The sequence below is a fragment of the Nonomuraea ferruginea genome (assembly GCF_039540635.1).
Taxonomy (GTDB): domain Bacteria; phylum Actinomycetota; class Actinomycetes; order Streptosporangiales; family Streptosporangiaceae; genus Nonomuraea; species Nonomuraea ferruginea.
On sequence record NZ_BAABFD010000007.1, the window covers coordinates 271,450 to 294,478 of the forward strand.

Genomic DNA, 23,029 nt, shown 5'->3' on the forward strand with positions numbered 1-23,029 from the left:
GCCTCGACGTTACCCTACACGTGTAGGAAATCGTGCACCTTGTAAAGTGATGGGCGTGGCAATACCCCTGAGCAGCGCCTCCGGCGACCGGCGCGTGCGCCGGACCCAGGCCGCCCTCGCCCGTGCGCTGATCCAGCTCGTCGCGGAGCGCGACCTGCCCCGCGTCACCGTCGCCGACGTGGCCGTGCGCGCCGGAGTGAGCCGCTCGACCTTCTACGACCATTACCGGGATGTGCACGAGCTGGCCGAGGCCGCCTGCACCGCGATGATCGACACCCTGATCGAGTCCCTGCCCAGCCCGCACCCCGGCACGGCCGACCCCGGGCCGGAGGCGATCCGGTCACTGGAGGAGTTCTTCACCAGCCTCGCCGAGCACGCCGGCCTCTACCGCGCCCTGCTCGGCCCACAGGGCAGCGCCCGCGTCTGCGACCACATCCGCCGCCGCATCATCACGGCCATCCAGAAGCACCTCCACCCGGGAGAAGACCGCGCCGAGTCGCGCGCCGACGGCTGGGCCGACGACCGTGTCGACGTCGCCGCGGCCTTCACCGCCGGGGCGCTCATCGGCGTGGCCACCGACTGGCTCCAGCGCGGCTGCCACCGCACCCCCGCCGACATGGCCGCCCTGACCTGGCCGCTGGTCGGCGCCCTCCAGCCGCTCTACGTCCCGGAGCGCGCCGGTCAGGTGGAGTCGGGCCGGGCCCGCCACAGCAGGTAGACGAAGTACGGCGTGCCGATCAACGCCGTCACCAGTCCGGCCGGCACCTGCGCCGGCGCGATCACCGTACGGCCGAGCGTGTCGGCCAGGCTGACCAGCAGCGCGCCGAGCAGCGCCGCGACCGGCAGCACCCGGTTGTGGTGCGCCCCGACCAGGGCGCGCGCCGCGTGCGGGGCGACCAGCCCGACGAAGCCGACGACCCCCACCGCCGACACGGCCGTGGACGTGAGCAGCACCGCGCAGGCGAGCGCGGTCAGCCGCACCGGCTCCAGCGGCACGCCCAGGACCCGCGGCGTGTCCTCGTCCAGCGACAGCAGGTCGAGGTCCCGGCGCAGCCAGGCCAGCAGCGGCACCGTGACCACGAGGGCCAGCGCCACCGGGATGAGCTGCGCCGGTACGCGCCCGTACGTGGAGCCGGAAAGCCAGGTCAGCGCCTTGGCCGTGTTCCACGGGTCGGACAGCACGATGATCAGGACGATGATCGACGTGCACGCGTACTGCACGCCCACCCCGATCAGCACCAGCCGGTCCGAGCTCAGCCCGCCACGCCACGACAGCCCGTAGACCACGGTGAAGGCGATCAGCGCGCCCGCGCCCGCCGCCGCCGACATCGTCCAGATCCCGGCCATCGGCACCACGGTGAGCAGCGTGATCGCGCCGACCCCCGCCCCGGCCGTCACGCCCAGCACCCCGGGCTCGGCCAGCGGGTTGCGGCACACAGCCTGCACCGCGGCCCCCGCCACGGCCAGCGCGACCCCGGCCAGCGCGGCGGCCGCGACCCGGGGCCACCGCTGGTCGAGCACGAACGTCAGCGCCCGCCCGCTGCGCCCCTGCAGCCAGTTGACCACGTCGCCGGTCAGCAGCCACCGGTCACCACCGAGCAGCCCCAGCACCAGCGCCCCCACCAGGAGCACCACACCGGTCGCGACCACGGCCAGGAAGGCCCCCCGCGACCGCGACGCGCCCGTGCGCGCCTCCGGCGGCCGCCGGGTCGGCCCCGCGTCACGGTAGCGACGCGCCAGCCAGATCATCACCGCCGCGCCGAACACGGTGGTCACCACGCCAGGCGGCACCTCCACCCCCGCCTGCGCGCCCAGCACGGCCCGCAGCGCGATGTCCGACCCCAGCACGACCAGCACGCCGACCAGCCCGGCCAGCGGCAGCATCGTCCGGCTCCTGTGCAGGCCGGGGATCGACCGGGGGAGCAGGCGCACGATCACCGGCGCGCACAGCCCGACGAACCCGATCGGCCCCGCGATCGTCACCGCCGCCGCCGCCAGCAGCACCGCCAGCATGGTCAGCCACAGGCGCAGCCGCGGCACGTTCACCCCGAGCACGGTGGCGGTGTCGTCGCCCAGGCCGAGGATGTCCAGCCGCGGCCCGGCCAGCACCGCCGCGACCAGCGCCACCGCGATCACCGGCCCGAGCTGCGTGACCGCGACCAGGTCGGTCTGGACGAGCGAGCCGCTGCCCCACGCGAACAGCCCGGTCGTCTCCTGCTCGAACAGGATCATGAGCAGGTTCGTCAGCGAGCTGAGCGCCAGCGCGGTGGCCGACCCGGCCAGGATCAGCCGCGTCGTCCCCGTACGCCCGCCCGACGACAGCGCCAGCACCAGCGCGGCGGCGGCCAGACCGCCGATCAGCGCCAGCACGCCGGAGACCGGCACCGGCAGCGCCAGCCCGGCCACGCTCCCCGCGACGACCGCCAGATAGGCGCCCGCGCTGACGGCCAGCGTGTCCGGCGAGGCCATCGCGTTGCGCGCGATCGCCTGCAGCAGCGCGCCCGCCACGCCCAGCGCGACGCCCACGCAGACCCCGGCCAGCAGCCGCGGCAGCCGCGAGGCCAGCAGCACCCGGGCCGCCTCGTCGCTGCCGCCGAACGGCAGCGCCAGCAGGTCGAGCGCGCCGACCGCGGAGGTGCCCTGCGTCACGTGCACGGCGGCCACCAGGACGACGGCCGCCAAGGTCAGGAGAAAGACCCCGGCGGTGCCCAGCCGCCGCAGCGGCGTGTCGGGCACCGACGGGGTCAGGACTTCGGTGCTCAACCGGTGAACGCCTTGACCAGCGCGTCGGCGTACTGCTGGGCGGAGAGCGGCCCGCCGAACGTCCAGATGCCGTCGGGCATCCGGGTGACCTGCTGCTTCTCCACGAACGGCAGCGACTTCCAGATGGCGTTCTTGGCCAGGCCGTCGGCGAAGACGTCCTCGCCGTCGGAGGCGTTGTAGAAGAAGCGGGTCTCGGGGTCCTTGAGCACGGTCAGGCCCTCGACGTCGGTGGTGCCCAGGCCCCACTGCTTGTCGGCCTCGCCCTTCCAGGCGTTCTCCAGCCCGAGCTGACCACCGATCTCGGACACCAGCGAGCCCTTGCCGAACAGGCGGATCGAGATCGAGCTGCCCTGCTTCCACCCGTCGGCCATCACGAACGGCTTGCCGGCGCCGCCCGCGGCCTCGATCTTCGCCTTGCCGCCGGCCAGCGCCGCGTCGAAGTCGCTCAGCAGCTTGGCGCCCTCGTCGGTCTTGCCGACCGCCGTCGCGATCATGGTGACGTCCTCGCGCATCCGCGCCAGGTTGCGCGTGGCGTCGCTGCCCTTGGCCACCAGCACCGGCACGAACTTCTCCAGCTGCGCGGCCAGCTCCACGTCGTCGGACTCCATGACGACCAGGTCGGGGTCGAGCGCGCTGATCGAGTCGACGCTGGGCTCCTGCCGCATGCCGACGTCCTGCACCGAGGGGTCGAGCTTGACGGCGGTGTCCCAGACGGCGAACCCCTTCACGTCGGCCGCGCCCACCGGCATGACGCCCAGACTGGCCAGGATCTCGGTCTCGGCCCACTCCAGGCTCACGACCCGGGTCGCCGGCTGGTCGAGCTTGACCTCCTTGCCCCGGCTGTCGGTCACGGTCACGGGGGCCGCCGACGGCTCCGCGCTCGCCGACGCCGCCTGCTCGGGTACGGGTGCTTCGGTCGTGCCGCAGGCGGCGAGAAGGGCGATGGCCGCGATGGCCGTCAGGGCACTGCGCATGGTGGTTCCTGTCATATCGTTGCGATGACGCTCTTGCTGTGCCGGCCGATCGGCCGGGTGGTCACGGTCCCGCTCACCGGGTCGTGGCTGACCTCGATGCGGATCCCGTACGTGTCACTGAGCAGGTCCTCGGTGAGGACCTGCGCGGGCGGCCCGTCGGCGCGGACCCGCCCCTGGTGGAGCAGGACGACGTGGTCGGCGATCTCGGCGGCCTGGTTGAGGTCGTGCAGCACGACCCCGATCGCCACGCCGTGCTCGTCGGCCAGGTCGCGCATCAGCTCCAGCAGCTCCACCTGATAGCGGAGGTCGAGGAACGTGGTGGGCTCGTCCAGCAGCAGGACGCCGGTGTCCTGCGCCAGGCAGGTGGCGAGCCAGACGCGCTGCAGCTCGCCGCCGGACAGCTCGTCGACCGGCCGCTCGGCCATCGCCGTCACGCCGGTCAGCTCCATCGCCCGCGCCACAGCGGCGGCCCCGTCAGGATCCGCCGCCTTCCAGCGCTTCCGGTACGGGTGCCGCCCGTACCCGACGACGTCCGACACCCGCACCCCGCCGGGCGTGGGCCGGCTCTGCGCCAGCAGCGTCACCCGGCAGGCGAAGTCGCGCGCCGACAGCCCCAGCGCGTCGGCGCCGTCGCCGAGCGTCACCGCGCCGCTGTCGGGCCGGTGCAGCCGGGCGAGCGCGCGCAGCAGCGTGGACTTGCCACTGCCGTTGGGGCCCACCAGCGCGGTCACCAGGCCCGGCCGCAGGGCGATCCGGCCGTCGTGCACCACGGTGGCGCCGTGATAGCTGAGGCACAGCTCCGCCCCGCGGAGAGAGATCTCCTCGGTCATGGGAATAAGGTTAGGCTAACCTTGCTGATCGCGCTACGGCGGGATGCTCTTTGCGGAGTGTGAAGTGGCCCGCATTGACCAGACCCGCTCGGCATACCGGCCCCATGACGACCTCCGCGGGATGAACCTGGGCACTCATCGAACCCGTACTCCTCGCTGACCGATCGCGGCGGCGAGGACGGTACGAGGAGGTTCTCCCATGCCACGACCCACCATGGCGTTACGCGTCACCATCGCGCTGGCCATCACGGCCTGCGGTGGAGGGCCGGACGAGATCACGCTTGTCGGCCGCGATCCACAGGTCATCGTCGACACGCCGAGGGACATCAGCCTTGAGATGAGCATCCCCGGAATCCTCGGCTACGACGCCAGGAGCAAGTGCCTCACCATGACCTTGGAGAGCGGCTATGAAGGGGAAGTCGCGGCCCCGGTGTGGCCCGCCGGCAGCAAGCCGGTGATGCGGCAGGGGAAGCGTGGCGTCGAGGTGCCCCACGCCGGCACAATCCTGGAAGGCGAGCGTCTGTACGGGGACTCGTACGCTCCCCACACCACCGACGGCTTCGACCACCTCAACCTGCCCGATGAATGCGTTCCGCCGAACCGCGGCTACGTCTTCATCACCCCGGACCAGCGGCCCCTGGAAGACCCCTAGGTCGCCACGCCAAGACTCCGCTCCCTCTGAATCCGCTGCTCCCGTGGGATCGTCAGGCGCAGTATGTTCACCCGTACGTGTCCGCACTTGGGGGAGCGTCATGAAGAAGGCTCCGTTGATGGTCGCGCTCCTCGCCGTGTCGGCCTGCGGTGCGCAAGGTGTGCTCAGCCAGGCCGCCATCGACCAGGCCCTCGGCCAGGGCACCGATCCGGAGCTGATCTACGTCGTGGATCTGCCTGGGTACGAGCTGCAGGAGCAGTCCGTCGGCGCGGTTGGTGAGGAAGGGTTCGGGGCCTTCTACGTCTCACCGGACGGCAAGCAGGTGCAACTGCGCGTCGACCGTGGCGCCTTCGACGACGCGGTCTGCCGCGAGCGGCCCGTCACCGACGCCGAGCCGGTCGATGCTCCTGTGCGGTGCACGCCTGATGATGGCGGCTGGTATCGGGAGGCGGCCGGGCGTCATGAGTACGTCGCGGTCAGAGGTGACGCCTTTCTCCTCCTGGCTGGGAAGGTCACCGACGTGAACCGGGAGACGCTGAAGACGGCGGTAGCCGGTGCCCGTCAGGCGGCCGTGACCGCATCGCCGTCATCATGGCGTAGTCCGGTCGAGCGCGGCGACCTGCCGACCACCGGGGACGGGGCTCCGAACAACGAGGTTGGGCCGGGCGGGTGACCGGGTGGGCACGCGAGAGGGCCGCTCCTCCTGAAAAATGGAGGCCATGGCGAGGACAGATCTGTCGATCAGGGTGGAGCTGGTGAGCGGCGCGCACGCGCTGGGACTCTGGCCGCAGCCCGGCCGGATCTTTGCGGCGGCACGCGCGATAAACTTTCCCGCCCTGCATCTATTAGTAGGGGTGTACAGCTGATAGCACCCGTCACTCACCCGCTTCGCAGCTCCATCTCTCGGTCGCCGATCTCGCCGGTTGCTGGAGCACAACCCCCTGTAACGTTTCCCGTACGCAGCGCTCAGATCCCAGTATAGGACCGCTTCACCTACCATGGATATCCGAGGCTTCTGCTCACCGATCTCAGAGGTGAAGTAGCAATGAAACCAAGAGCATTACCTGAACCTGGTTCCCCTGAGCTCAAGGTGTTGCCTACCCGGGCACATCAAATCCTGTACGCCTACTTATTCCACCGTCGTGACGACCCTCCAACGATGCGGGAGATCCGTGCGCACCTCCAGGAGGTCCTAGGCGAAGCTCCCTCTCAGACCGACCGACGCGTACGCGATCTTCGGGATCACTTCAGAGCTCCGGCCAAAAAAATCAATGGTGAGTACCGTTACGTATTGGAGGGTTGGGCAGAGAATCGCACCAACGGTTCCAGGAAGGCCATCAGCGATGCTATCCGGGCGCAAGTCCTCTCACCACAGCGCTGCGCCATGTGCGGCCGCACACCTCTGGATCACCAGGTCGTAATGGTCGTCGGCCACAAGGTTCCACGGCATTGGGGCGGCAGTGACGAAATCAGCAATCTGCAACCGCTCTGCGAAGAATGCAATGCCGGAAAGAAGGCATACTTCGCCAATTACGATCAATACGCCGATGCAATTCGTCAATCAGCCGAGCATCCTGAACCGCACGGGCGCATTGGGGAGTTGATTAAGGCATTTCGAGGCGACTGGGTGCCCGCTGAATTGATCGAACTTGTCGCATCGATGAAGCAATATCAAGAGGACTGGCGGAAGCGGACACGAGAGCTACGCCTCCTTGGCTGGACCTATGAGACGAAGAAAAGGAAAGATCCTAAAACAAGCCGGATCCGCGTCTGGTATCGCGTAACAGGCTGGAAACCTTGGCCGGAGGGTTCCATCGCAGCAGAGGTCCGTCGACGAGATCCATCGAACAAACGAGCATCCCAATCGGATCGGTGACTTCTGTACGCCCTCAGGTCGGCGACTTTTCATGTTGGACTGCGACGTACTACTTCTATGGACTGGTGCTGATCACGACATATGTGCCTTGCGCCAGCGATCTTCTAAAATCGTAGTCTTCCTGGAAATGTCGTGGCAGAACTTCTCAAACTCCCGCATGAGTCCCGGTGAGGATGTCAATCAAGATATCATGTGGCCGAAGTGTATGGCTTAGAGCTTGATGGACATGAGCGACGAGACCATATTTCTGCTGAGCGCTATCCCGATGCCGACCGGCCGACATCGAATGGCCAAATTGCCATGCTGGTTGTGGCACCGCGTTCCGCGTAATTCGGGGTTCCTAGAGGCCGACACAGCCTGAACGTGCTGGTCAACGACTGGGAACGAGGCCGACAAGCGAAAATCGCCTAGAGACGCGATTTTGACAGTTCAGCTGCACTGACCTGGAACATACGTCTACGGTCTAGAGCTGTGTACGTGAAGACGACGAAGCGGGAGAACAAGTCCGGCACCGTCCGGTACCTGCACCTGGCCCATAACGAGTGGGATCCGATCAAGGGCCGGGCAGTGCCGAAGGTCTTGTTCACCTTCGGCCGCGAGGACGAACTGGATCGCGAGGCGGTCCGGCGGCTGGTCGCGTCTCTATCACGGCTGCTCGAACCGGGCGAGACCTTGGCCGCGACGACAGCTGCCGACCTGGAGTTCACCTCCTCGGTGCCGTTCGGCGGCACCTACGTCCTCGATCATCTGTGGCAGCGGCTGAAGATCGACCAGATCGTCGGCCGGGTCGGCCAGCCCAAGCGGGGCCGCCGCCGGAACATGACCACCACCGAGCGGGTGCTGTTCGGCCTGGTCGCCAACCGGGCGCTGGCACCGTCCTCAAAGCTGGCCGCCGCGGACTGGATCACCCACGACGTCCACATCGACGGCTTGCCCGGCACCGATGACGACACCTGCTACCGGGCGATGGACTGGCTGCACGAGGTCAAAGACGACCTGGAAAAGCAGGTGTTCGACGAGGTCGCCAACCTTCTCAATCTTGAGGTTGACCTGCTGTTCTTCGACACCACCAGCACCTACTTCGAACTCGGGCACGCCGACGAGCCCGTCGCCCGCGACGATCACGGCGAGCCGATGCCCGAGCACGAGGCCGGCGACGGGCCTGACCGCCAAGCGGCGGGGTTTCGGACCTACGGCAACTCCAAGGACTCCCGTGACGATCTGCCGCAGATCGTCATCGGCATGGCCGTCACCAGGGACGGGATCCCGGTGCGCTGCTGGTGCTGGCCCGGCAACGCCTCCGACCAGAAACTGATCCGCCAGGTCAAGGACGACATGCGGGACTGGACCCTATCCAAGATCGTGTGGGTGACCGACCGCGGCTTCTCATCTGCGCAGAACCGCCGCTACCTGCGGCAAGGCGACCACTCCTACATCATCGGCGAGAAACTTCGCTCCGGCTCGGACGAGGTGAAGGCCGCCTTGTCACGGCAGGGCCGCTACACCGAGATCTCCGGCAACATGCGGATCAAGGAAGTACGGATCAGCGACAGCGAACGGTTCGTCATCTGCCACAACCCTGAGGCGGCCCAGCGTGACGCGCACCTGCGTGAACAGATGGTCACCCAGCTCACCGACCTGATCGACGGATCCGATGCGCTGAGTGAGTTCAAGCGCGGCGAACTGCGCGGGAAGATCGCCGCCAAGCCCGGCCTGAACCGCTACCTGCGCACCACCCCGGCCGGCAAGCTCCGAGTCGATACCGCGAAGATCAAGACCGAGGAGAACCTGGACGGCAAGTATCTGCTGCGCTGCAGCGACCCCCATCTGAGCGCTGAGGAGATCGCCTTGGGCTACAAGCAGCTGCTGGAGGTCGAGCGCGGCTGGCGGGACATGAAGCAGATCATCGACCTGCGGCCGGTCTATCACCGGCTCGAAGAACGCATCCGCGCCCATGTCATCCTCTGCTGGCTGGCGCTCCTGCTGATGCGGATCATCGAGACCACTACCGGCGGCACCTGGCCTGCCTGCCGCCGCGAGCTGGAGCGGCTCCACCTGGGCACCTTCACCGGCCCCGCCGGATTGTTCCGGCAGGTCACCGCCTTGACCAAGCCCCAGCAGGACCTGCTGGCCAAGCTCGCCGTCCCCGCCCCCAAGCAGGTCATCGACCTGCAACCAGCAACACGCTGACCAGCATGAACACCATCGCCTAGAGAAACGCTCTCCAGGCGGCCACACCCATGTCAGCCCAGCTCAGGCCCATATCCGGACCTCCATGCCACTGAATTACGCGGAACGCGGGTGTGGCGAGCGACTGGCATTGCTTGGGATAGCGCACTTGGCCTCGATCTCTTGGAAAGCGGGCACAGAGATGCTCAAGCGCTACGGATCCGACTTGCTCAAATCATCATAATTTGCCTAGCGCCAACTAGCTGATTCGGGATCGGTTCTGGTCGAACCGGTCGTGCCGAATGTGGTCCTCTTGACCAAGGAACGCCTTGAACGCGCCAAGCTTGTAGGCGGGCGGCTGTTTCCCGTTGCGGATTTCGATGTGGAAGTCCCGCCCAAGCAGGGCGATCCTGCGCTCCAGTTCGTGAGGCTCCAAGGTGAGGTCGGTTGCGCGGCAGATCTGGGCCGCCGTCATGAAGTCGTCCTTGTCGCGCAGTGCTCGGTAGATGAGGTCGTGCTCGATGTCCAGATCGCGCTCACGGCGCTCCGCAGTGTGGTTGAGAGCTGCTGCGATTGCTTCACCAAGGACCTTGGCAACAGGCGGCGGGAAGGCATTACCGATCTGGCGGTAGTTTGAGGTCTTCCTGCCGGTGAAGTGCCACTTGAACTCTTGGCCGTCCCAGCCTTGGATCCTGGCAACCATCTCGCAGGTCAGCTTCGGCCCAACAGCGAATGTGTCGTCTGGTCCTGGGGCTGCGTTAGCGATGCCCATAGCGTCGACACCCAACTCTGCCCATGCGCGCTTCGCCCGCGTTGGGCCTAGATCCGCGCCACCATGCTTCTTGGAGCCGCCCACGATCGTCGGCGCAATGTCGCTCGCCCGGTGGGCCCAATCCTCTGCGCCCTTCCAGCCGTTCGCTGACATCAGCGGAAGCAGCGTCTCGCCTACAGTGGGCGGGTCTCCGATGGGCTCGGGCCAGTGGAAGTAGGCAAAATCTTCTGGGGCCATGGCAATGAGTACGAACCGTGGCCGCAGCTGAGGCACGCCGTAGTCGGCTGCATGGAGCAGCCGCCACTCAGCGGCATAGCCGAACTCCTGCAACCGATCGAGCACGTGCTGACGGTATCCAGTGAAGCGGGGCATGCTCAGGCCGCGGACGTTCTCCAGCATGAGAGCGCGGGGCCTGATGATGTTGACTTGCTCGACCGCCCAGGCGAAGAGGTCGCGCTCGTCTGTCGCTCCGAGTTGTTTGCCAGCGATGGTGAACGGAGGGCACGGGACTCCGCCTGCCAGCAGGTCGATGGCGGGGGTGCCGGGCTGAGGAGCGTAGTCAGTGGGATCCCATACGTTGAGATCAGCGACATCGCCCTGGGCCACCTTCCACTCTGGACGGTTGTGGCGCAGCGTGTTTACCGCGTTCTCGTCCAGCTCGACCGAGAGCTCGTGCTTGAAGCCCGCTCGCTCCAAGCCGAGGGCCTGGCCGCCGGCCCCGGCGCAGATCTCAATGACGCGAAGTTCGGTCACGGGGACCCCTTTCGTTGCCTGGGCGCAGCGCAGCCAGACGGCCAGCTGTATCTTTGCTGCAAAGACAGCGATGCGTGCGCTTACCGGTGTGGATGTGTCTGACCGTAAAAAACTTCAAGCCCGCGAGCAGGCCCATGAGCGGGGGATCTACCCTGCCCCGTTGAACGAGGGCCGATCGAGGAACATGCAAGCGAACCGGCGATCTAACACCAAGCCGGAGGTGGTGCTCCGTAGCGCCCTGCATCGGCTTGGCTATCGGTACCGTAAGGATCTTCGCCTTGATCTCGGCGACGTGAAAGTCCGGCCTGACATCGTCTTCACGGCCCGGAAGGTCGCTGTGTTCGTGGACGGTTGCTTCTGGCATGTCTGTCCCGTCCACGGTCGCCATCCCACGACGAACGAGTGGTACTGGACGCCGAAGCTTCGCCGGAACATGGAGCGCGATCGGATCGTCAATGCGGCCCTGGAAGCCGCCGGCTGGCGAGTTGTCCGCCTGTGGGAACACGAAGACCTCACCTCTGCCGTAGAGACAGTGGTCGCTGCGGTAGATCCCGGTCCCGAACACGTGAGCGATAATAGCGGGAGTCGCTGACAAATTCCTGAGGATCGCGCATGCGTCCTGGCCTCGGGTTATGGCGAAGCATCCGGCAGTCCAGTATGCGCACCATTCGGATCATTTGGGCCCGGAAACCGGTGATCGAGCCAAGCCTGTACGGCCTGCACATCGCCGTACCCGTGACTGCGCAGAGTGTCGATGATGTCGCGAGCGCAGACCAGGATGATCGGATGCGCGTCATCACGAACCTCCCTGTACACCTGAGGGTTGAAGTACGAGGTGGTCACGAAGACGCCGAACTGGCGATGCCGGATCCGTGAGATCAGCCGTGCGACCTCCTTAACGCCCACCGAGTGGGTCATTGTGTAGCACTTGGCCTCCAGTGCGAACTGCACAGCGACACGATCACTAGCGGGGCCGAGCAGGTACTCGCCAACGGCATCACGGCCACCGTCCCTGCTGCGGGGGGTGAGTTCGCAGATGCCTGTGGAGGGAGCCATCATTCGCCAGATCTCGACGCCGCAAGCCTCGAAGTCATGAGGGCGGCTGGCGAAGTGTTGGTGGATCGTGGCGACTATCTGCTTGCCAGCAGCATCGGGCTGTTGCTCCGCTGTACTCCGAACGATGGTGGTGGAGGGCGCCAGCAGAGGCTGGTAGGTGTTCGCTTCCACCCATGCGCGCCAAGGCCCTGGACAGTTGACACTTAGCGGGATCCCATTGGCGAGATCAGCGATCCACTCGCGTGTGACCCTTGGCACATCCAGGATCGTGAAGCGAGCCCGGTAGTTCTGAAACCGCAAGCCGCGAGTGGAGCGCCAGATGGCCTGCAGTTCGTCGTCCGAGGTCAGCGTAGCTCCGCCGGGTGCGAGCAAGCCGCGAAAACGGACGTTGCGTCCCGCAGGTGAGGCCTTCTCGAACAAGAAAAATGGTGGCACCTTCGCACGACTGGCGCTTCGGTTCCAGCCGAAGGCATCGCGGAGGAGGAGGTTGCCGCGGCGCGGGGTGTCGTGAAGATCTGTGCCCGGATGCCGGTTGTCGCCGTAGTAGGTGAAGATGCCCGTACGCGGGTCGAGTTCGTCCGGCCAGTCGGGCTGGTTGCCGGTAGTGAAGAGGACCGCGAAGCGCACGTTCTGTCGCGTCGGCGAACCACTGAACCGGAAGCCGCCTTGGTTGCCGACCCCCGGCAGGAGGTGTGCCAGGGGATCATCTCGCACGTTGCCAGAGCTGCCGCCTGCATAGACAGCGTCCAGCACGAGGTCGGCCGTTGCCAGTCCGGCAAAGGGCACTACGTGATCTACAACCCCCACAGAGGGAGGTTATCCAATGTGTCCAAGATTGCGGCATTGGCACTCTTGGTGGGGATCTACTGGCCCAGGGCTCCAATGTTGGGGAGTAAGGGGCCCTGGACTGCTGGATCCACGTCTAGAGCGATCACCCACTGTTCGCCATCCAGCTCGATGTAGCGGGTATCCCCATGATGGGGCCGGCGCTTCGCCAGGCGCACGCTCATCGACTCTCCCGGACCGGGAGGCTGAAGCCCGAGTGCAGTCGCCGTCTGTACATGGTTCTTGTACTGGCCAAATATGACGATCCCCTCGGGACGAAGGGCGCTCCGAGCGCCACCATTGCCCCTGACGCGCTTCATGTAGTCCTCTTGCATGGCCACAGTAGCCACGACGTTCCTGCTGATGGGACGGCGCTGGGCACGGCGGAACAGCTCGTTGACGCGCTGTTGCCCGCTCCCGGCACCGAAGATCGCATCGATGTCCTTGGAGGGGAGCCGCAGGAGAGCATTCTCTGGAAGAGGGGCGTCCTTGAACAGCCAGCGGATCGATGCTCTTCCTCGCCGGTTGAGGGTGCGCTTGGCGTCCCGGTTTCCTCCAGGATTTAGGTGCTCTTCGCTAGCGCGGACAAGACCAGCGCTCCACTTGCCCTCTTGGTCGCTAGCCCAGAGCCCGAGGAGCAGCCGACCGGCGGCCTCCGGCGGAATCATCCAGTCGGCGAGCCCCTGCGAGTACTTGCAGTCAACCTCGACGCCTTCGATGGCGTAGTCCAGGACTTCCCCGCCTTCGAACCCGAACTCACGCTGCAGATTGATCTCAACCAAAGTGCCGCAGTGAGTCTTCTCGGTCTTGTGGAGCTCCTCCCAACGGAACCGGCCGGTGTGCTGGCCGTCGAGAAGCATGTCGAAGCTTCGCCGGATAGCCCGGCTGATCCTGCTGCCGTCTGGATCAGCGGTCATCAGGTGGTCGAGTACAGCTTCCATCGGCGAGTCTGGGGCGCTGAGATCGAAGAGCACGAGACGAATCTAGCCGGATGTTCCGGGCCCGAACGGCTGGCGCAGGGCTCTGCCGGTGGGAGGTCGCAGGTGGCGGCTATGAGTGCCTCGTTGCTATTGGCCTGACCTCGGTAAACTCGCGTCCCCAGTCAGGACCGAGTTCCACATTTTTTCCGCGACACGTCGCGACCACGGCCCGGCGTACGCGACTCGTGGGGGAGTGGTCTGGTACGTACGGCGGATCACGTACATGCCACCGGACGCGAGCAGTTCGTACACGATCGTGCGGCAGGAGCAGGTGTAGCCCAGCACCCGCGACCGATACGGCCGCTCAGCCGTCCAGTCGAGCGGCGTAGTCGGCACGCCGATGCGTCCCGGCGGATGCGGGGCCAACTGCGGGCAGTCCCAGTCGTCCGGGTCGATCACGACGACTCACCCAGCAGAACCCAGACGACCTTCCCGCCCGTCCTCGGCCACCGGTACCCCCAACTAGAGGCCACGGCGTCAACCACGTACAGGCCCCGACCACCGAGCGCCTCCGCCTCAGGGCAGCGCAGTTTCGGGGGACGGCGGCTGCAGTCCCACACCTCCAGAACGACGCCGGCGTCCGCCTGATGAAGTCCGACCCGCACGCGCCGGTATGACCCGGCAAGTGTCCCGTATATTGCGACCTCGTCCTCGCTGGGATCAGATGCCTTGATGCCGTTCGTCACCAACTCGCTGATCGCGAGCTGAGCGTCGTCGATGAGGGTCTCGCGCCCCCAATCCGTCAGCACGCGCGCCACGTGCTTCCGCGCGAGGGACACCGAGAGCGGGTGGACCGGCAGTTCGGTGTAATTGCGCCAGGTCGCCGGTGAAGCGACGCTCATGCCAACCTCCCGTGACAGACAGTGCGTCTTGTAAGCCTGCGTGGAGTCCAAGCATGCGGATTCGTCAGAGCCTATAGGGGCTTTACCTCGTGAAATATGAGCGACAAAAAAAGACACGAGAAAGATATTGCGGGTCGTTAGAGTGTAGTTGTACCGTCACGGTCGGTGATATTCGCTGGCGGGAGGGAACAGAGTGGACATCGATACCAGTGGCCCTATGTCTCCTCGGGCTCGCTTTGCCCAGGAACTTGAACGGCATCGCAAGGAAGCCGGTCTGTCGCAGATCGCGCTGAGTGCCCGAATGTGCTGTCACACGTCCCTTATCAGTCACATCGAAAGAGGGCGGCGGGCACCCACACGTGACTTCGCGGAAGGGCTCGATCGGGCCTTCCAGGTGGACGGGCATTTCGTGGGTCTATTCAAGCAGATATCCCATTCGCCGAACCTCGGCTGGTTCGCCCGCTGGGTGGAGGAGATCGAGCCCGAAGCTGTCATCCTTCAATCCTGGGATCCGCTGCTGATCCCGGGGTGCCTGCAGACTCCCGAATACGCGCGAGCTCTCCTCTCCTCCACCTCTCCCCCCGAACAATTGGAGGAGCGAGTGCTGGCTCGTACGCAACGAGTCCAGTTGTTCGACGCTCCCGGCGGTCCGATCTACCTGGCCCTGATCGACGAGAACGTGCTTCACCGGCCGATCGGCGGCGCGGCGATCCTGGCGGCCCAGCTTCGTTATCTCCTGGAGCTCTCCCATCACCCGCGCATCACCATCCAGATCGTGCCGGTGGACGCCGGTTGCATAGTCGGCATGGTGACCGCGTTCGTGCTGGCCCGCCTGCGCGATGGTGCGGAGATCGCTTCCACGGACTCTTTGCTGTCCGGGCATGTCACTGGCGACTATGGTGTGGTCGCGCAGCTCAAGGTGCGATATGAAACAATCAGAGCGGACGCACACTCCCAATCCGTGTCACAAAGGGCGATTGAAGAGGCGGCGGCTAAATGGGCAAGCTGAATCTAGAAGCGGCTGAATGGCGCAAGGCCACGGCCAGCGGCGACGTAGGACAGTGCGTGGAGGTGGCGACCAACCTTCCTGGTGTCGTCGCCGTACGCGACAGCAAGAACCCCCAGGGTCCGGCGCTGATCTTCACGCCCGGTGAGTGGAAGGCATTCGTTGGCGGCGTCCGGGACGGCGAGTTCGACCTGGCCTGACCTTCGTCGGCTTCCTGACGCTCGACTGGGACCAATCCAGCAGGGTACGCCTGGCAGCCTGCTACCGGAGTGTCCGGTCGGGCTGCCCACGGCGCACTCAGCAGATGTGTCGTGCGCCGCTGCGAACTCCCTGAACTGTGGCCCTCGTACACCGGCTACACGGGTGGGCCACTCTATGACGGGATGATCGGGGGCTGCGCCGATGCCGCGTTCGTCAACGCCTGGGCGGTGGCGTGGACGGCCCTGAACTGAGAGGCGTCCCAGATCATGTGCAGTCCGTGATGGTTATAGAGGGTAAGGCGCCCGTATCTCATCACGGGAAGCTGCCGGTTGTCCTTGAAGCGACGGTCGGGCCCTCCCTTGACGTTCACGTACTGCCAGGTCCGGTCCACGATCTCACCGTCGCGGGGGAGAGCGCCCTCCTCGATGACCCGCACCTCCTCGGCCGAGAGCTCCAACTGCTGGTAGGGGATGTCGGCGAAGTGCTTCCCCTCCCTGAGAAGCACCCGGTCGGGGAGGAAGTGGACGGATCTTTCGCCCGAGGTCAGCGTCGGAATGGCGACGTTGGTGACCAGGATTCTTGGTCCGTTCATGCTGGCCGCAGCCGCCCGGCGGCGGTGAAGGGTCGACGCGCCGGCATTCACCTTGTACTGGTACGGCGTCTGGACGGCACCGGATGCGGTGATCAGCCAGAAGCCTCCGACCTGTCGCAGGGCTCCGACGGCCTGTACGAGGTCTTCGAATCGTCGCGCCATGTCGTCGTTGACGTCGTACATGACGACGACCGACCGTCTGGCCTGGTCGCGCATCGCCAGCCAGACGATCGCCGGGACGCCGACAAGGATCAGGAGCAGGCCCCAACGTCCGAGGATGAGGCCGAGAACAAGGAGGGCGCCGAGGGCGAATGGCCAGAGCGGTCGTCGGCGGGCTGCGACCTGGATTTGGTTGACCAGATCGCTGCGGTTGCCGGCCACTAGCTCTTGGACTGATGCTCCGGTTACGTCCTCCATCACCACGGAACTGGACGGGGGGATGTAGGGCCGTGGGCGCGGCGACGAATGAGGCGCGGGCTTGTCGATCGTGCTCTGGTAGTAGATTCCACCGCGGCCCATGTGCACGTAGTTGCCTCGCGGGCCGGTCCCCACTCTGAAACCGGGAACGCCTACCGAGACACCCATGCCTGACGGGGACATGGTGAATCGGAACGGTCCAGCGCGCAGGCTCGTACGAGTGTAGAAGCCCATGGGCTGTCCTTATCGCTCGGGGGTGCTTGGACTTATGCTGATTTATGCGGCTCAGCGTGTCACATTGCCGAACGCAGAATAGCCCAGTTCAAGGTGTCTATGTCTGGCTAGGTAAGGGAAATGGATCCCATGAATCTTGAGAAGGCGGAATGGCGCAAAGCGACTGCCAGCGGCGACAACGGCCAGTGCGTTGAAGTGGCGACCAACCTTCCCGGCATCGTCGCCGTACGCGACAGCAAGAACCCTCAGGGCCCGGCGCTGATCTTCACGCCCGGTGAGTGGAAAGCGTTCGTAGGCGGCGTCAGGGACGGTGAGTTCGACCTGGCCTGACCGCCGCCGACTCCCGGCAGTACGCAGGCAGCCCACGGCCAGACGCCCGGCCGGGGTTGCCCCCGCACCGAGTCACAGCCCGATGTTGGCCTTGTCGCCCATGTACGAGCCCGCCCCTGGCCATCCGGCCTGGGCCAGTTCGACGAACCGGGAGCCGAACCCGAGCCCCGGCAGCTCGGCCAGCGGCACGAAATGCACGCCCCGGATCCGGTTGGTGTCGACGCCCTCGGTGACGACCCCCAGGGTGCCGCCCACGCGGGTGACCTCGAACGTCATGTGGATGACGTGGAGGCCACCGCCCGGAAAGTTGTCGCACACGTACAGCAGCCGGCCGGCCTCCACGTCGAGCCCGGTCTCCTCGCGCATCTCCCGTACCAGCGCGTCGGCGAGCGGTTCGCCCGCCTCGACCCGCCCGCCGGGCAGTGTCCAGGAGCGGGTGTCGGTGTCCTGATCCAGCAGGAGGATCCGGTCGTCCTCGATGAGGATGCCGGTGACGCGCACGATGATCATCTCGATGCCCGCCTGCCGACCAGCAGCAGCAATCCGACGGCGGCCAGGATGCCGACGGCGATGGCCGGGACGAGCGCCCCGAAGCCCAGCCCGGCCGCCACCAGGCCGAACAGCGGCGGGCCGAGCAGTGATCCGAGGCTGCCCGCCTGGGCGACCACGCCGTTGCCGACGTCCGCGTGGTCGAGGCGCTCCAGCACCAGCGGCAGAGCGGCGAAGCCGAGGGCGCCCAGGAACCCGTTCTCGATGGAGACGATCGCCGCGCCCGCCAGCGCGGCTGACGCCGAGCCGTGGTCGCCGAACAGGAGCCAGGCGGCCGGGAGGGTGAGCAACCCGGTCAGCGCCAGGGTGCCGACCGGGATGCCCCGGCGGAGCAGCACTCCCACGGCCAGCCCGCCGATCGCGCTGAGCACGGAGATCACCGAGGTCAGGGCGCCCGCGGCGGCGGCCGAGTAGCCCTGCTGCTCGATGAGGAGCGTGGGCAGCAGGACGATCACCGGGAGGGTCACCAGGATGGCCAGGCAGAAGGCCGCGGCGAGCACCAGCGGCCACCACAGCGCCCCGGCCCGGGGGCGCGGGCCGGCCGCCTGCCGTCCGGGCCCCCGCGGCAGGCGCGCCCAGAGGACCAGCGCCATCGCCAGCGTCAGACCGGCGACCAGCGCGATCCAGCCGCGCCAGCCCAGAGCGGAAGCCAGCGCGCCACCCGCGAGCGTGCTCGCCCCGAGTCCCATCGGGACGAACGTGGCCCAGATCGACAGGGCGGTGCCCCGGTCGCGTCCGGTGGCCAGGCGGACGACCAGGGCAGGGCAGGTGATGATGATCAGGAGATATCCGATGCCCTCGGCGACCCGGGCGATCAGCAACCAGCCGAAATCGGGCGCGGCCACGCTCGCCGCGCTCGCCGCCGCGGTCAGGGCAAGGCCCGCGACCAGCGACCGCTCCGCGCCGATGCGGCGTACGAGGTAGCCGGCGGGCAGACCGGCGGCGGCGCCGACGCCGACGACGGCCGAGATCACCCAGCCCAGCTGCGACAGCGACAGCCCGAGCTCGGCCGCCACCTCCGGCCCGACCGGGGAGAACTTGCCGAAGCTCATCGCCGCGACGACCCCGCCGAGGTAGATGACGGCGATCGTCAGCCACGGGGTGCGTCGTGCGGACTCCCCGGCCGGCTCGGACGTGTCCGGCATCGAGGGAGAGTCCATCGGGCTCCTTGTGTCGTCGCGGGCACGTCTCCAGGCTCGATCATGGCTCTGTCGGTTGCCCGGTTCAACCCTTTTGTCGCCACCCGGATCTTCACCGCGCGGACGGCTGAGCACCGCCGGTGGTGCCTTCCAGGAGCGCCGTGCCCAGGGGAGTGAGCGTGTGCAGGACCGCGGTGCCGTCGCGGCGGGTGTCGATCAGTCCCGCCTCTCGCAGCACCGTCGCGTGCCGGCTGGCCGCCGTGGGTGAGATCCGCAGCATGCGGGCGAGCTGCGTGGTCGTGGCGCTGTGGTCGAGCGCGTGCAGCACGGCCGAGCGGTTCGCGCCCATCAGCGCGTCGAGGTCGGCGCGGCGCTCGGCCGCCGGACGCCACCGGTGCCGTTGCTCGATCGGGTAGACCAGCACGGGCGGCAGCTCGGGGTCGGCCAGCGTCATGGGCGTCCGCTGGCAGAAGTACGACGGCACCAGCCGAAGGCCGCGCCCGCCGAGCACCAGGTCCCGGTCGACGACGTACTCGGTCTCCAAAACGGGCGGCGTCCAGCTCATGAGCGGCGCGAACCCGGCGAACAGCCCCTCGACCCCTCCCCGGAGCAGGCCGCGGGCCCGGCAGGCGCGGTCGGCGGCGATGGCGGAGCCGGCGAGTTCCCTGAACGGGGCGACGGCCGCCTCGTAGTAGTCGCGCAGCGCGGCTCCCATCTCCTGGAGCGTCGGCCCGTTGCCCTGGGCGATGGGGCGCACCCACCCGGGCAGGGGCCGGTGGCGGGCGAGCAGGCGCAGCTCGGCGGCCAGTCGCCGGGTGGGGGTGCGGAGCAGCGCGGCCAGGCCGCTGTCCAGTCCGAGAAGTCCTTCGTACGGGGTGAGGAAGTCGGGGAAGTAGGGCCCGGCCGGAACCAGCACGTCGAGCAGGCGGGCTCCGCGCCGCATCCGGGAGGATCTGGCCGGGTCGGCGTGCAGCTCCTCGAACCAGGGCCGGAAGGCCGGCGATCGCACCCGGTCACGGAAGCGGAACCGCGTGAGGATCATTTCCCACAGGGGGTCGGGTTCGTCGGCGAGAGTGACGCGCGTCAGGTCTTCAGCAGTGAAATGGATCCGCAGAGTCCCCATTCCGTCCCCGTTGTTTGACAGCGCCTGTCATCCGGCACGACACCACGGTGAGAATCTCCAGTCAAGCAGGTTTGAGGCTTTTGTCGTTTTTGCGGTAGAGCGCAAAGGCTCTTTCGACCCTCATCCTCCGGGGTCACGATGGAGGGCGTCCTGATCCGTTGATCATCGATGGAGGAAGCGCCTGTGAAGATCGCCCGTCGTCTGTTAACGGCAGTGTCCGCGCTCGCCCTCGTCATGACCTCGCCCGGCTTCGCCGGCCCCGCTCACGCCGAGCCCGTCCAGGTCAAGCCCCTGTCCGTACGGAGCGTCGCGCCGATGGGCGCCGAGGCCGCGGCGCTGACGGCGAAGGCCCGCGGGGGCCAGGCCAGGTCGGCGCTCGCGGCCCGCCCGGACCGGCCCGCCAGGACGCAGGCCGCGCGGTCGTTCTACGAGCTCCAGCTCAACCTGTGCAACAGCGGCAAGGCCGGATGCTACGCCGGCGGCCAGTCGATCTACGAAGGCGGCGACCTGATCTACTACCTCGCCCCCGACCTGGTGACGCTGAACGAGATCTGCTCCGTCGACCTGCCCAACTACCTCCAGCCGTCGCTCGCCGAGGCCTGGCCGAACGACTGGACCTACTCCGTCTTCTACCCGGCGCTCGACAAGCCGACGGGCAACCCGATCACCTGCACGAACGGCGGCACCTACGGCAACGCCGTCCTCGGCCGGGTCCCCGCCGCCCTGTGGCAGGGGGCCAACGGCTGGGTCGGCGAGTACACGACCCAGGACAGCGGCAACGAGGTGCGCACCTTCGCCTGCGCCTACGCGGTGGGCGACCACCTGTCCTGCGCCACCCACCTGAGCGCGAACAGCGAGCCGATCGCGCTGACCCAGTGTCAGGCCCTGATGTTCAGCGCCGTGCCCTACATCAGGTCGCAGGAGGGCATCTCCGGCAAGACGGTCGTCGGCGGTGACTTCAACCTGGAGTACGACACCTCCGACCCGGAGAACGCGCAGAACTGCGTACCCAGCGGCAACACCCGCAAGGGCGACGGAGACGTGCAGCACGTCATCTTCAGCAACGACTTCACCTTCGTCAGCCGAAGCCTGTACGGGCTGACCTACACCGACCACGACGGCATGCTGATCCGCCTGACCAAGCCGTGACCCCGGACGCCTTTGTCTTCACGGCACTGATTCGGGAGGGACTTGCCCGACCCGGAAGCGGCGCGCACGAACTTGACGTCGACTGATCGGCGGGGATATACCCCCCGCCCCCTTGGGAAAAGCCCCGCGTAGGATGGTTGCCGCGCACGCCATCGCATCTCTACGGGGGGTTCCCGATGGGGACTTTGCGTATTCATTTTACGGCGGACGATTTAGTGCGGACCACGCTCGCCGCCGCTCCCGATCCCTTGTGGGAGGTGGTGCTGAGCCACTTCCGGCTGAGGGAGCGAAGCCTTCGCCCGGTTTATCGTTCCTGGATGGGGGACCTCCGGGCCGACCCGGAGCGGATGGCGCGCGTCAAGACGGGCGCCCGCCTGCTGGACGTGCTCGCGCCGCTGGGCCCGTACTGGCCCGACTTCCTCACACCGCACGAGTCGAAGAGCGGTCTCGCCGGCGGCCTGGACGCGATCATGTCCACGCCGCGTGCCCGATTACGTGAGGAGTTCGAGCGGCTGGCGCAGCATCGGCGCCTGCCCGGCTGGGTCGCCAGCCTGGCCGACGGTGACGTGGAGACGCTGACCCGGGTGAGCGCCGCCATCCGTTCCTACCACGACGCGGCCATCGCCCCGAGCCACCAGCTCATCCACCTGGCGGTCGCCGCCGACCGCGCCCAACGGGCCCGCGACATGCTGGAACACGGCACCGAAGGACTGCTGGCCGGGATGGGCACGCTCATGCGGTGGCGCCCCCCGGTGCTCGAGGTGGCGTACGACATCGACGCCGTGCTCCACCTGGGCGGGCGCGGGCTGAGGCTGGTGCCGTCGTACTTCTGCCAGCGCACCTCCGTCACGCTGGCCGATCCGGAGCTCCCACCCGTCCTCATCTACCCGATCGACCACCAGCACCACTGGTCCACGGTGGTGCGGAGGGGCGTCGAGCCGTTGCTGGGCAGGACCCGCGCGGCCGCCCTGCTCGCCGTCGCCACGAGCGCCCCCACCACCGGCGAGCTCGCCCGGACCCTGCGGATCTCCCCCGCCTCGGCCAGCCGTCAGGCGACGGTCCTGCGCGAGGCCGGGCTGATTCTGACGGTACGTGACGGATCTTCCGTCCTGCACGCGATCACCCCTCTCGGGGAGGCCCTGCTCGAAGGCAGGCCGCTGTGATCAGCCTCCTTGCGTACGCTGAAGCGCACGGGCCCTGACGCGCCGGGCGGGTGTCGCCGGATCGACCGCCGCGCCCGCCAGGGGGACGGCGGGCGCGCTCCGATCGGTGCGGAGCTCCGCGGCGACCCGTGCCAGCTTCCTGCTGCCCGGCGCCACGTCGATCTGGAAGTGCGACGCCTTCACCGGGGTCAGGTCACCTCCCCAGCGCACCGTGCCCGCGCAGTCGGCGAGGATGTCTCGTACGATCAGCTCCTGGTGAGGCCAGAGCCGCTCCGAGCCGCGCAGCGGATAGGCGGCCGGGTGGATGGCGATGGCGGTCCCCGACAGGTAGGCGGACTCGAACGGGGCCTCCACGACCTGGCCGGCCCTGTAGCCGAAGACGCCTCCGCCTTCTCCGCTGTCCACGGCGGCGATCTCGTAGTGCCATCGGCGGGCGACGTGGAGCAGCACGGTCGCGACGTCCCCGGCACGCAGGGCCACGGTCGCGAGCGAGCCTTCGATCGCGTACGTCCTGATCGCGCCGTGGTCGTGGGGCCGGCCGGTGAACGACTCGCCCGCTTTCCCGGGAACGGGGACGGGTACGGCCATCACCAGGGCGCCGGCGGCGATGAAACGGCGGCGTGTGATCACGTGA

Annotated in this window: 23 protein-coding genes; 11 read left to right on the forward strand and 12 right to left on the reverse strand. The window is 67.4% G+C overall.

Annotated elements, in window-relative coordinates:
- The first annotated feature begins 55 nt into the window (after positions 1–55).
- Entirely contained in the window at positions 56–718 is a 663-nt protein-coding gene (locus ABD999_RS16035; protein ID WP_271275029.1) for a TetR/AcrR family transcriptional regulator, read from the forward strand.
- Here ABD999_RS16035 and ABD999_RS16040 read toward each other — a convergent pair.
- The 3 genes from ABD999_RS16040 to ABD999_RS16050 are packed head-to-tail and all read right to left on the reverse strand — an operon-like array spanning position 682 to position 4,567.
- The gene (locus ABD999_RS16040) at positions 682–2,763 is read right to left on the reverse strand and encodes an iron ABC transporter permease (RefSeq protein ID WP_271275028.1); all 2,082 of its coding nucleotides are present in this window, start codon (positions 2,761–2,763) and stop codon (positions 682–684) included. The two genes, ABD999_RS16035 and ABD999_RS16040, sit on opposite strands and share 37 nt — an antisense overlap.
- Positions 2,760–3,737, reverse strand: coding sequence for an ABC transporter substrate-binding protein (locus tag ABD999_RS16045; RefSeq protein ID WP_271275027.1), 978 nt, complete (start codon positions 3,735–3,737; stop codon positions 2,760–2,762). The genes ABD999_RS16040 and ABD999_RS16045 overlap by 4 nt, the downstream gene beginning before the upstream one ends.
- Before the next feature lie 11 nt (positions 3,738–3,748).
- Positions 3,749–4,567: an ABC transporter ATP-binding protein gene (locus ABD999_RS16050; protein WP_271275026.1), complete on the reverse strand. Its 819-nt coding sequence runs from the start codon at positions 4,565–4,567 to the stop codon at positions 3,749–3,751.
- Between the two features lie 199 nt (positions 4,568–4,766).
- On the opposite strand from ABD999_RS16050, the gene ABD999_RS16055 reads away from it, so the two are divergent.
- The 4 genes from ABD999_RS16055 to ABD999_RS16070 all read left to right on the forward strand — a co-directional run bounded on the left by ABD999_RS16055 (position 4,767) and on the right by ABD999_RS16070 (position 9,285).
- A complete protein-coding gene (locus ABD999_RS16055; RefSeq protein WP_271275025.1) occupies positions 4,767–5,219 on the forward strand; it encodes a hypothetical protein in 453 nt (150 codons plus the stop codon).
- Positions 5,220–5,319: 100 nt separating this feature from the next.
- Complete coding sequence (locus ABD999_RS16060; RefSeq protein ID WP_271275024.1) at positions 5,320–5,892, forward strand: hypothetical protein; 573 nt, start codon at positions 5,320–5,322, stop codon at positions 5,890–5,892.
- A 486-nt stretch (positions 5,893–6,378) separates the two neighbouring features.
- Positions 6,379–7,095, forward strand: a complete 717-nt coding sequence (locus ABD999_RS16065; protein ID WP_345482771.1) for an HNH endonuclease — start codon at positions 6,379–6,381, stop codon at positions 7,093–7,095.
- Between the two features lie 471 nt (positions 7,096–7,566).
- Complete coding sequence (locus ABD999_RS16070; RefSeq protein ID WP_425571053.1) at positions 7,567–9,285, forward strand: IS1634 family transposase; 1,719 nt, start codon at positions 7,567–7,569, stop codon at positions 9,283–9,285.
- A gap of 238 nt (positions 9,286–9,523) precedes the next feature.
- Here the strand turns inward: ABD999_RS16070 and ABD999_RS16075 are convergent, their stop codons facing one another.
- Positions 9,524–10,789, reverse strand: a complete 1,266-nt coding sequence (locus ABD999_RS16075) for a DNA cytosine methyltransferase (protein ID WP_271275021.1) — start codon at positions 10,787–10,789, stop codon at positions 9,524–9,526.
- A gap of 70 nt (positions 10,790–10,859) precedes the next feature.
- Between ABD999_RS16075 and ABD999_RS16080 the strand changes: the two genes are divergently transcribed.
- On the forward strand, positions 10,860–11,381 hold the full coding sequence (locus ABD999_RS16080) for a very short patch repair endonuclease (protein WP_271275020.1): 522 nt from the start codon (positions 10,860–10,862) through the stop codon (positions 11,379–11,381).
- A gap of 38 nt (positions 11,382–11,419) precedes the next feature.
- Here ABD999_RS16080 and ABD999_RS16085 read toward each other — a convergent pair whose 3' ends face one another.
- The 3 genes from ABD999_RS16085 to ABD999_RS16095 all read right to left on the reverse strand — a co-directional run bounded on the left by ABD999_RS16085 (position 11,420) and on the right by ABD999_RS16095 (position 14,492).
- On the reverse strand, positions 11,420–12,652 hold the full coding sequence (locus tag ABD999_RS16085) for a restriction endonuclease (protein WP_271275019.1): 1,233 nt from the start codon (positions 12,650–12,652) through the stop codon (positions 11,420–11,422).
- Positions 12,653–12,708: 56 nt separating this feature from the next.
- Positions 12,709–13,644: a NaeI family type II restriction endonuclease gene (locus tag ABD999_RS16090; protein ID WP_271275018.1), complete on the reverse strand. Its 936-nt coding sequence runs from the start codon at positions 13,642–13,644 to the stop codon at positions 12,709–12,711.
- A gap of 401 nt (positions 13,645–14,045) precedes the next feature.
- Entirely contained in the window at positions 14,046–14,492 is a 447-nt protein-coding gene (locus ABD999_RS16095) for an ATP-binding protein (protein WP_271275017.1), read from the reverse strand.
- A 193-nt stretch (positions 14,493–14,685) separates the two neighbouring features.
- Here ABD999_RS16095 and ABD999_RS16100 point away from each other — a divergent pair, with 193 nt between their 5' ends.
- Positions 14,686–15,501, forward strand: a complete 816-nt coding sequence (locus ABD999_RS16100; protein WP_271275016.1) for a helix-turn-helix domain-containing protein — start codon at positions 14,686–14,688, stop codon at positions 15,499–15,501.
- Positions 15,489–15,698 carry a DUF397 domain-containing protein gene (locus ABD999_RS16105; protein WP_333485683.1) on the forward strand — a complete coding sequence of 70 codons (210 nt, stop codon included), beginning with the start codon at positions 15,489–15,491 and terminating at the stop codon, positions 15,696–15,698. The genes ABD999_RS16100 and ABD999_RS16105 overlap by 13 nt, the downstream gene beginning before the upstream one ends.
- Before the next feature lie 173 nt (positions 15,699–15,871).
- Here the strand turns inward: ABD999_RS16105 and ABD999_RS16110 are convergent, their stop codons facing one another.
- Positions 15,872–16,942, reverse strand: coding sequence for a DUF4236 domain-containing protein (locus ABD999_RS16110; RefSeq protein WP_271275015.1), 1,071 nt, complete (start codon positions 16,940–16,942; stop codon positions 15,872–15,874).
- Positions 16,943–17,071: 129 nt separating this feature from the next.
- Between ABD999_RS16110 and ABD999_RS16115 the strand changes: the two genes are divergently transcribed.
- The gene (locus ABD999_RS16115) at positions 17,072–17,272 is read left to right on the forward strand and encodes a DUF397 domain-containing protein (protein ID WP_271275014.1); all 201 of its coding nucleotides are present in this window, start codon (positions 17,072–17,074) and stop codon (positions 17,270–17,272) included.
- A gap of 72 nt (positions 17,273–17,344) precedes the next feature.
- Here ABD999_RS16115 and ABD999_RS16120 read toward each other — a convergent pair whose 3' ends face one another.
- From ABD999_RS16120 to ABD999_RS16130, 3 genes are all read right to left on the reverse strand, one after another.
- The gene (locus ABD999_RS16120; RefSeq protein WP_271275013.1) at positions 17,345–17,782 is read right to left on the reverse strand and encodes an NUDIX domain-containing protein; all 438 of its coding nucleotides are present in this window, start codon (positions 17,780–17,782) and stop codon (positions 17,345–17,347) included.
- Positions 17,779–18,981 (reverse strand): MFS transporter, encoded by a 1,203-nt coding sequence (locus ABD999_RS16125; protein ID WP_271275012.1) that lies wholly within the window; start codon positions 18,979–18,981, stop codon positions 17,779–17,781. Before ABD999_RS16125 ends, ABD999_RS16120 begins: the two co-directional genes overlap by 4 nt.
- 91 nt (positions 18,982–19,072) lie before the next feature.
- The gene (locus ABD999_RS16130) at positions 19,073–20,002 is read right to left on the reverse strand and encodes an ArsR/SmtB family transcription factor (RefSeq protein ID WP_271275011.1); all 930 of its coding nucleotides are present in this window, start codon (positions 20,000–20,002) and stop codon (positions 19,073–19,075) included.
- A 294-nt stretch (positions 20,003–20,296) separates the two neighbouring features.
- On the opposite strand from ABD999_RS16130, the gene ABD999_RS16135 reads away from it, so the two are divergent.
- The gene (locus ABD999_RS16135; protein ID WP_271275010.1) at positions 20,297–21,232 is read left to right on the forward strand and encodes an endonuclease/exonuclease/phosphatase family protein; all 936 of its coding nucleotides are present in this window, start codon (positions 20,297–20,299) and stop codon (positions 21,230–21,232) included.
- 317 nt (positions 21,233–21,549) lie between these two features.
- A complete protein-coding gene (locus ABD999_RS16140; protein ID WP_271275009.1) occupies positions 21,550–22,395 on the forward strand; it encodes a winged helix-turn-helix domain-containing protein in 846 nt (281 codons plus the stop codon).
- On the opposite strand, the gene ABD999_RS16145 is transcribed toward ABD999_RS16140, so the two are convergent.
- On the reverse strand, positions 22,396–23,025 hold the full coding sequence (locus ABD999_RS16145; RefSeq protein WP_271275008.1) for a hypothetical protein: 630 nt from the start codon (positions 23,023–23,025) through the stop codon (positions 22,396–22,398).
- Positions 23,026–23,029 lie beyond the last annotated feature (4 nt).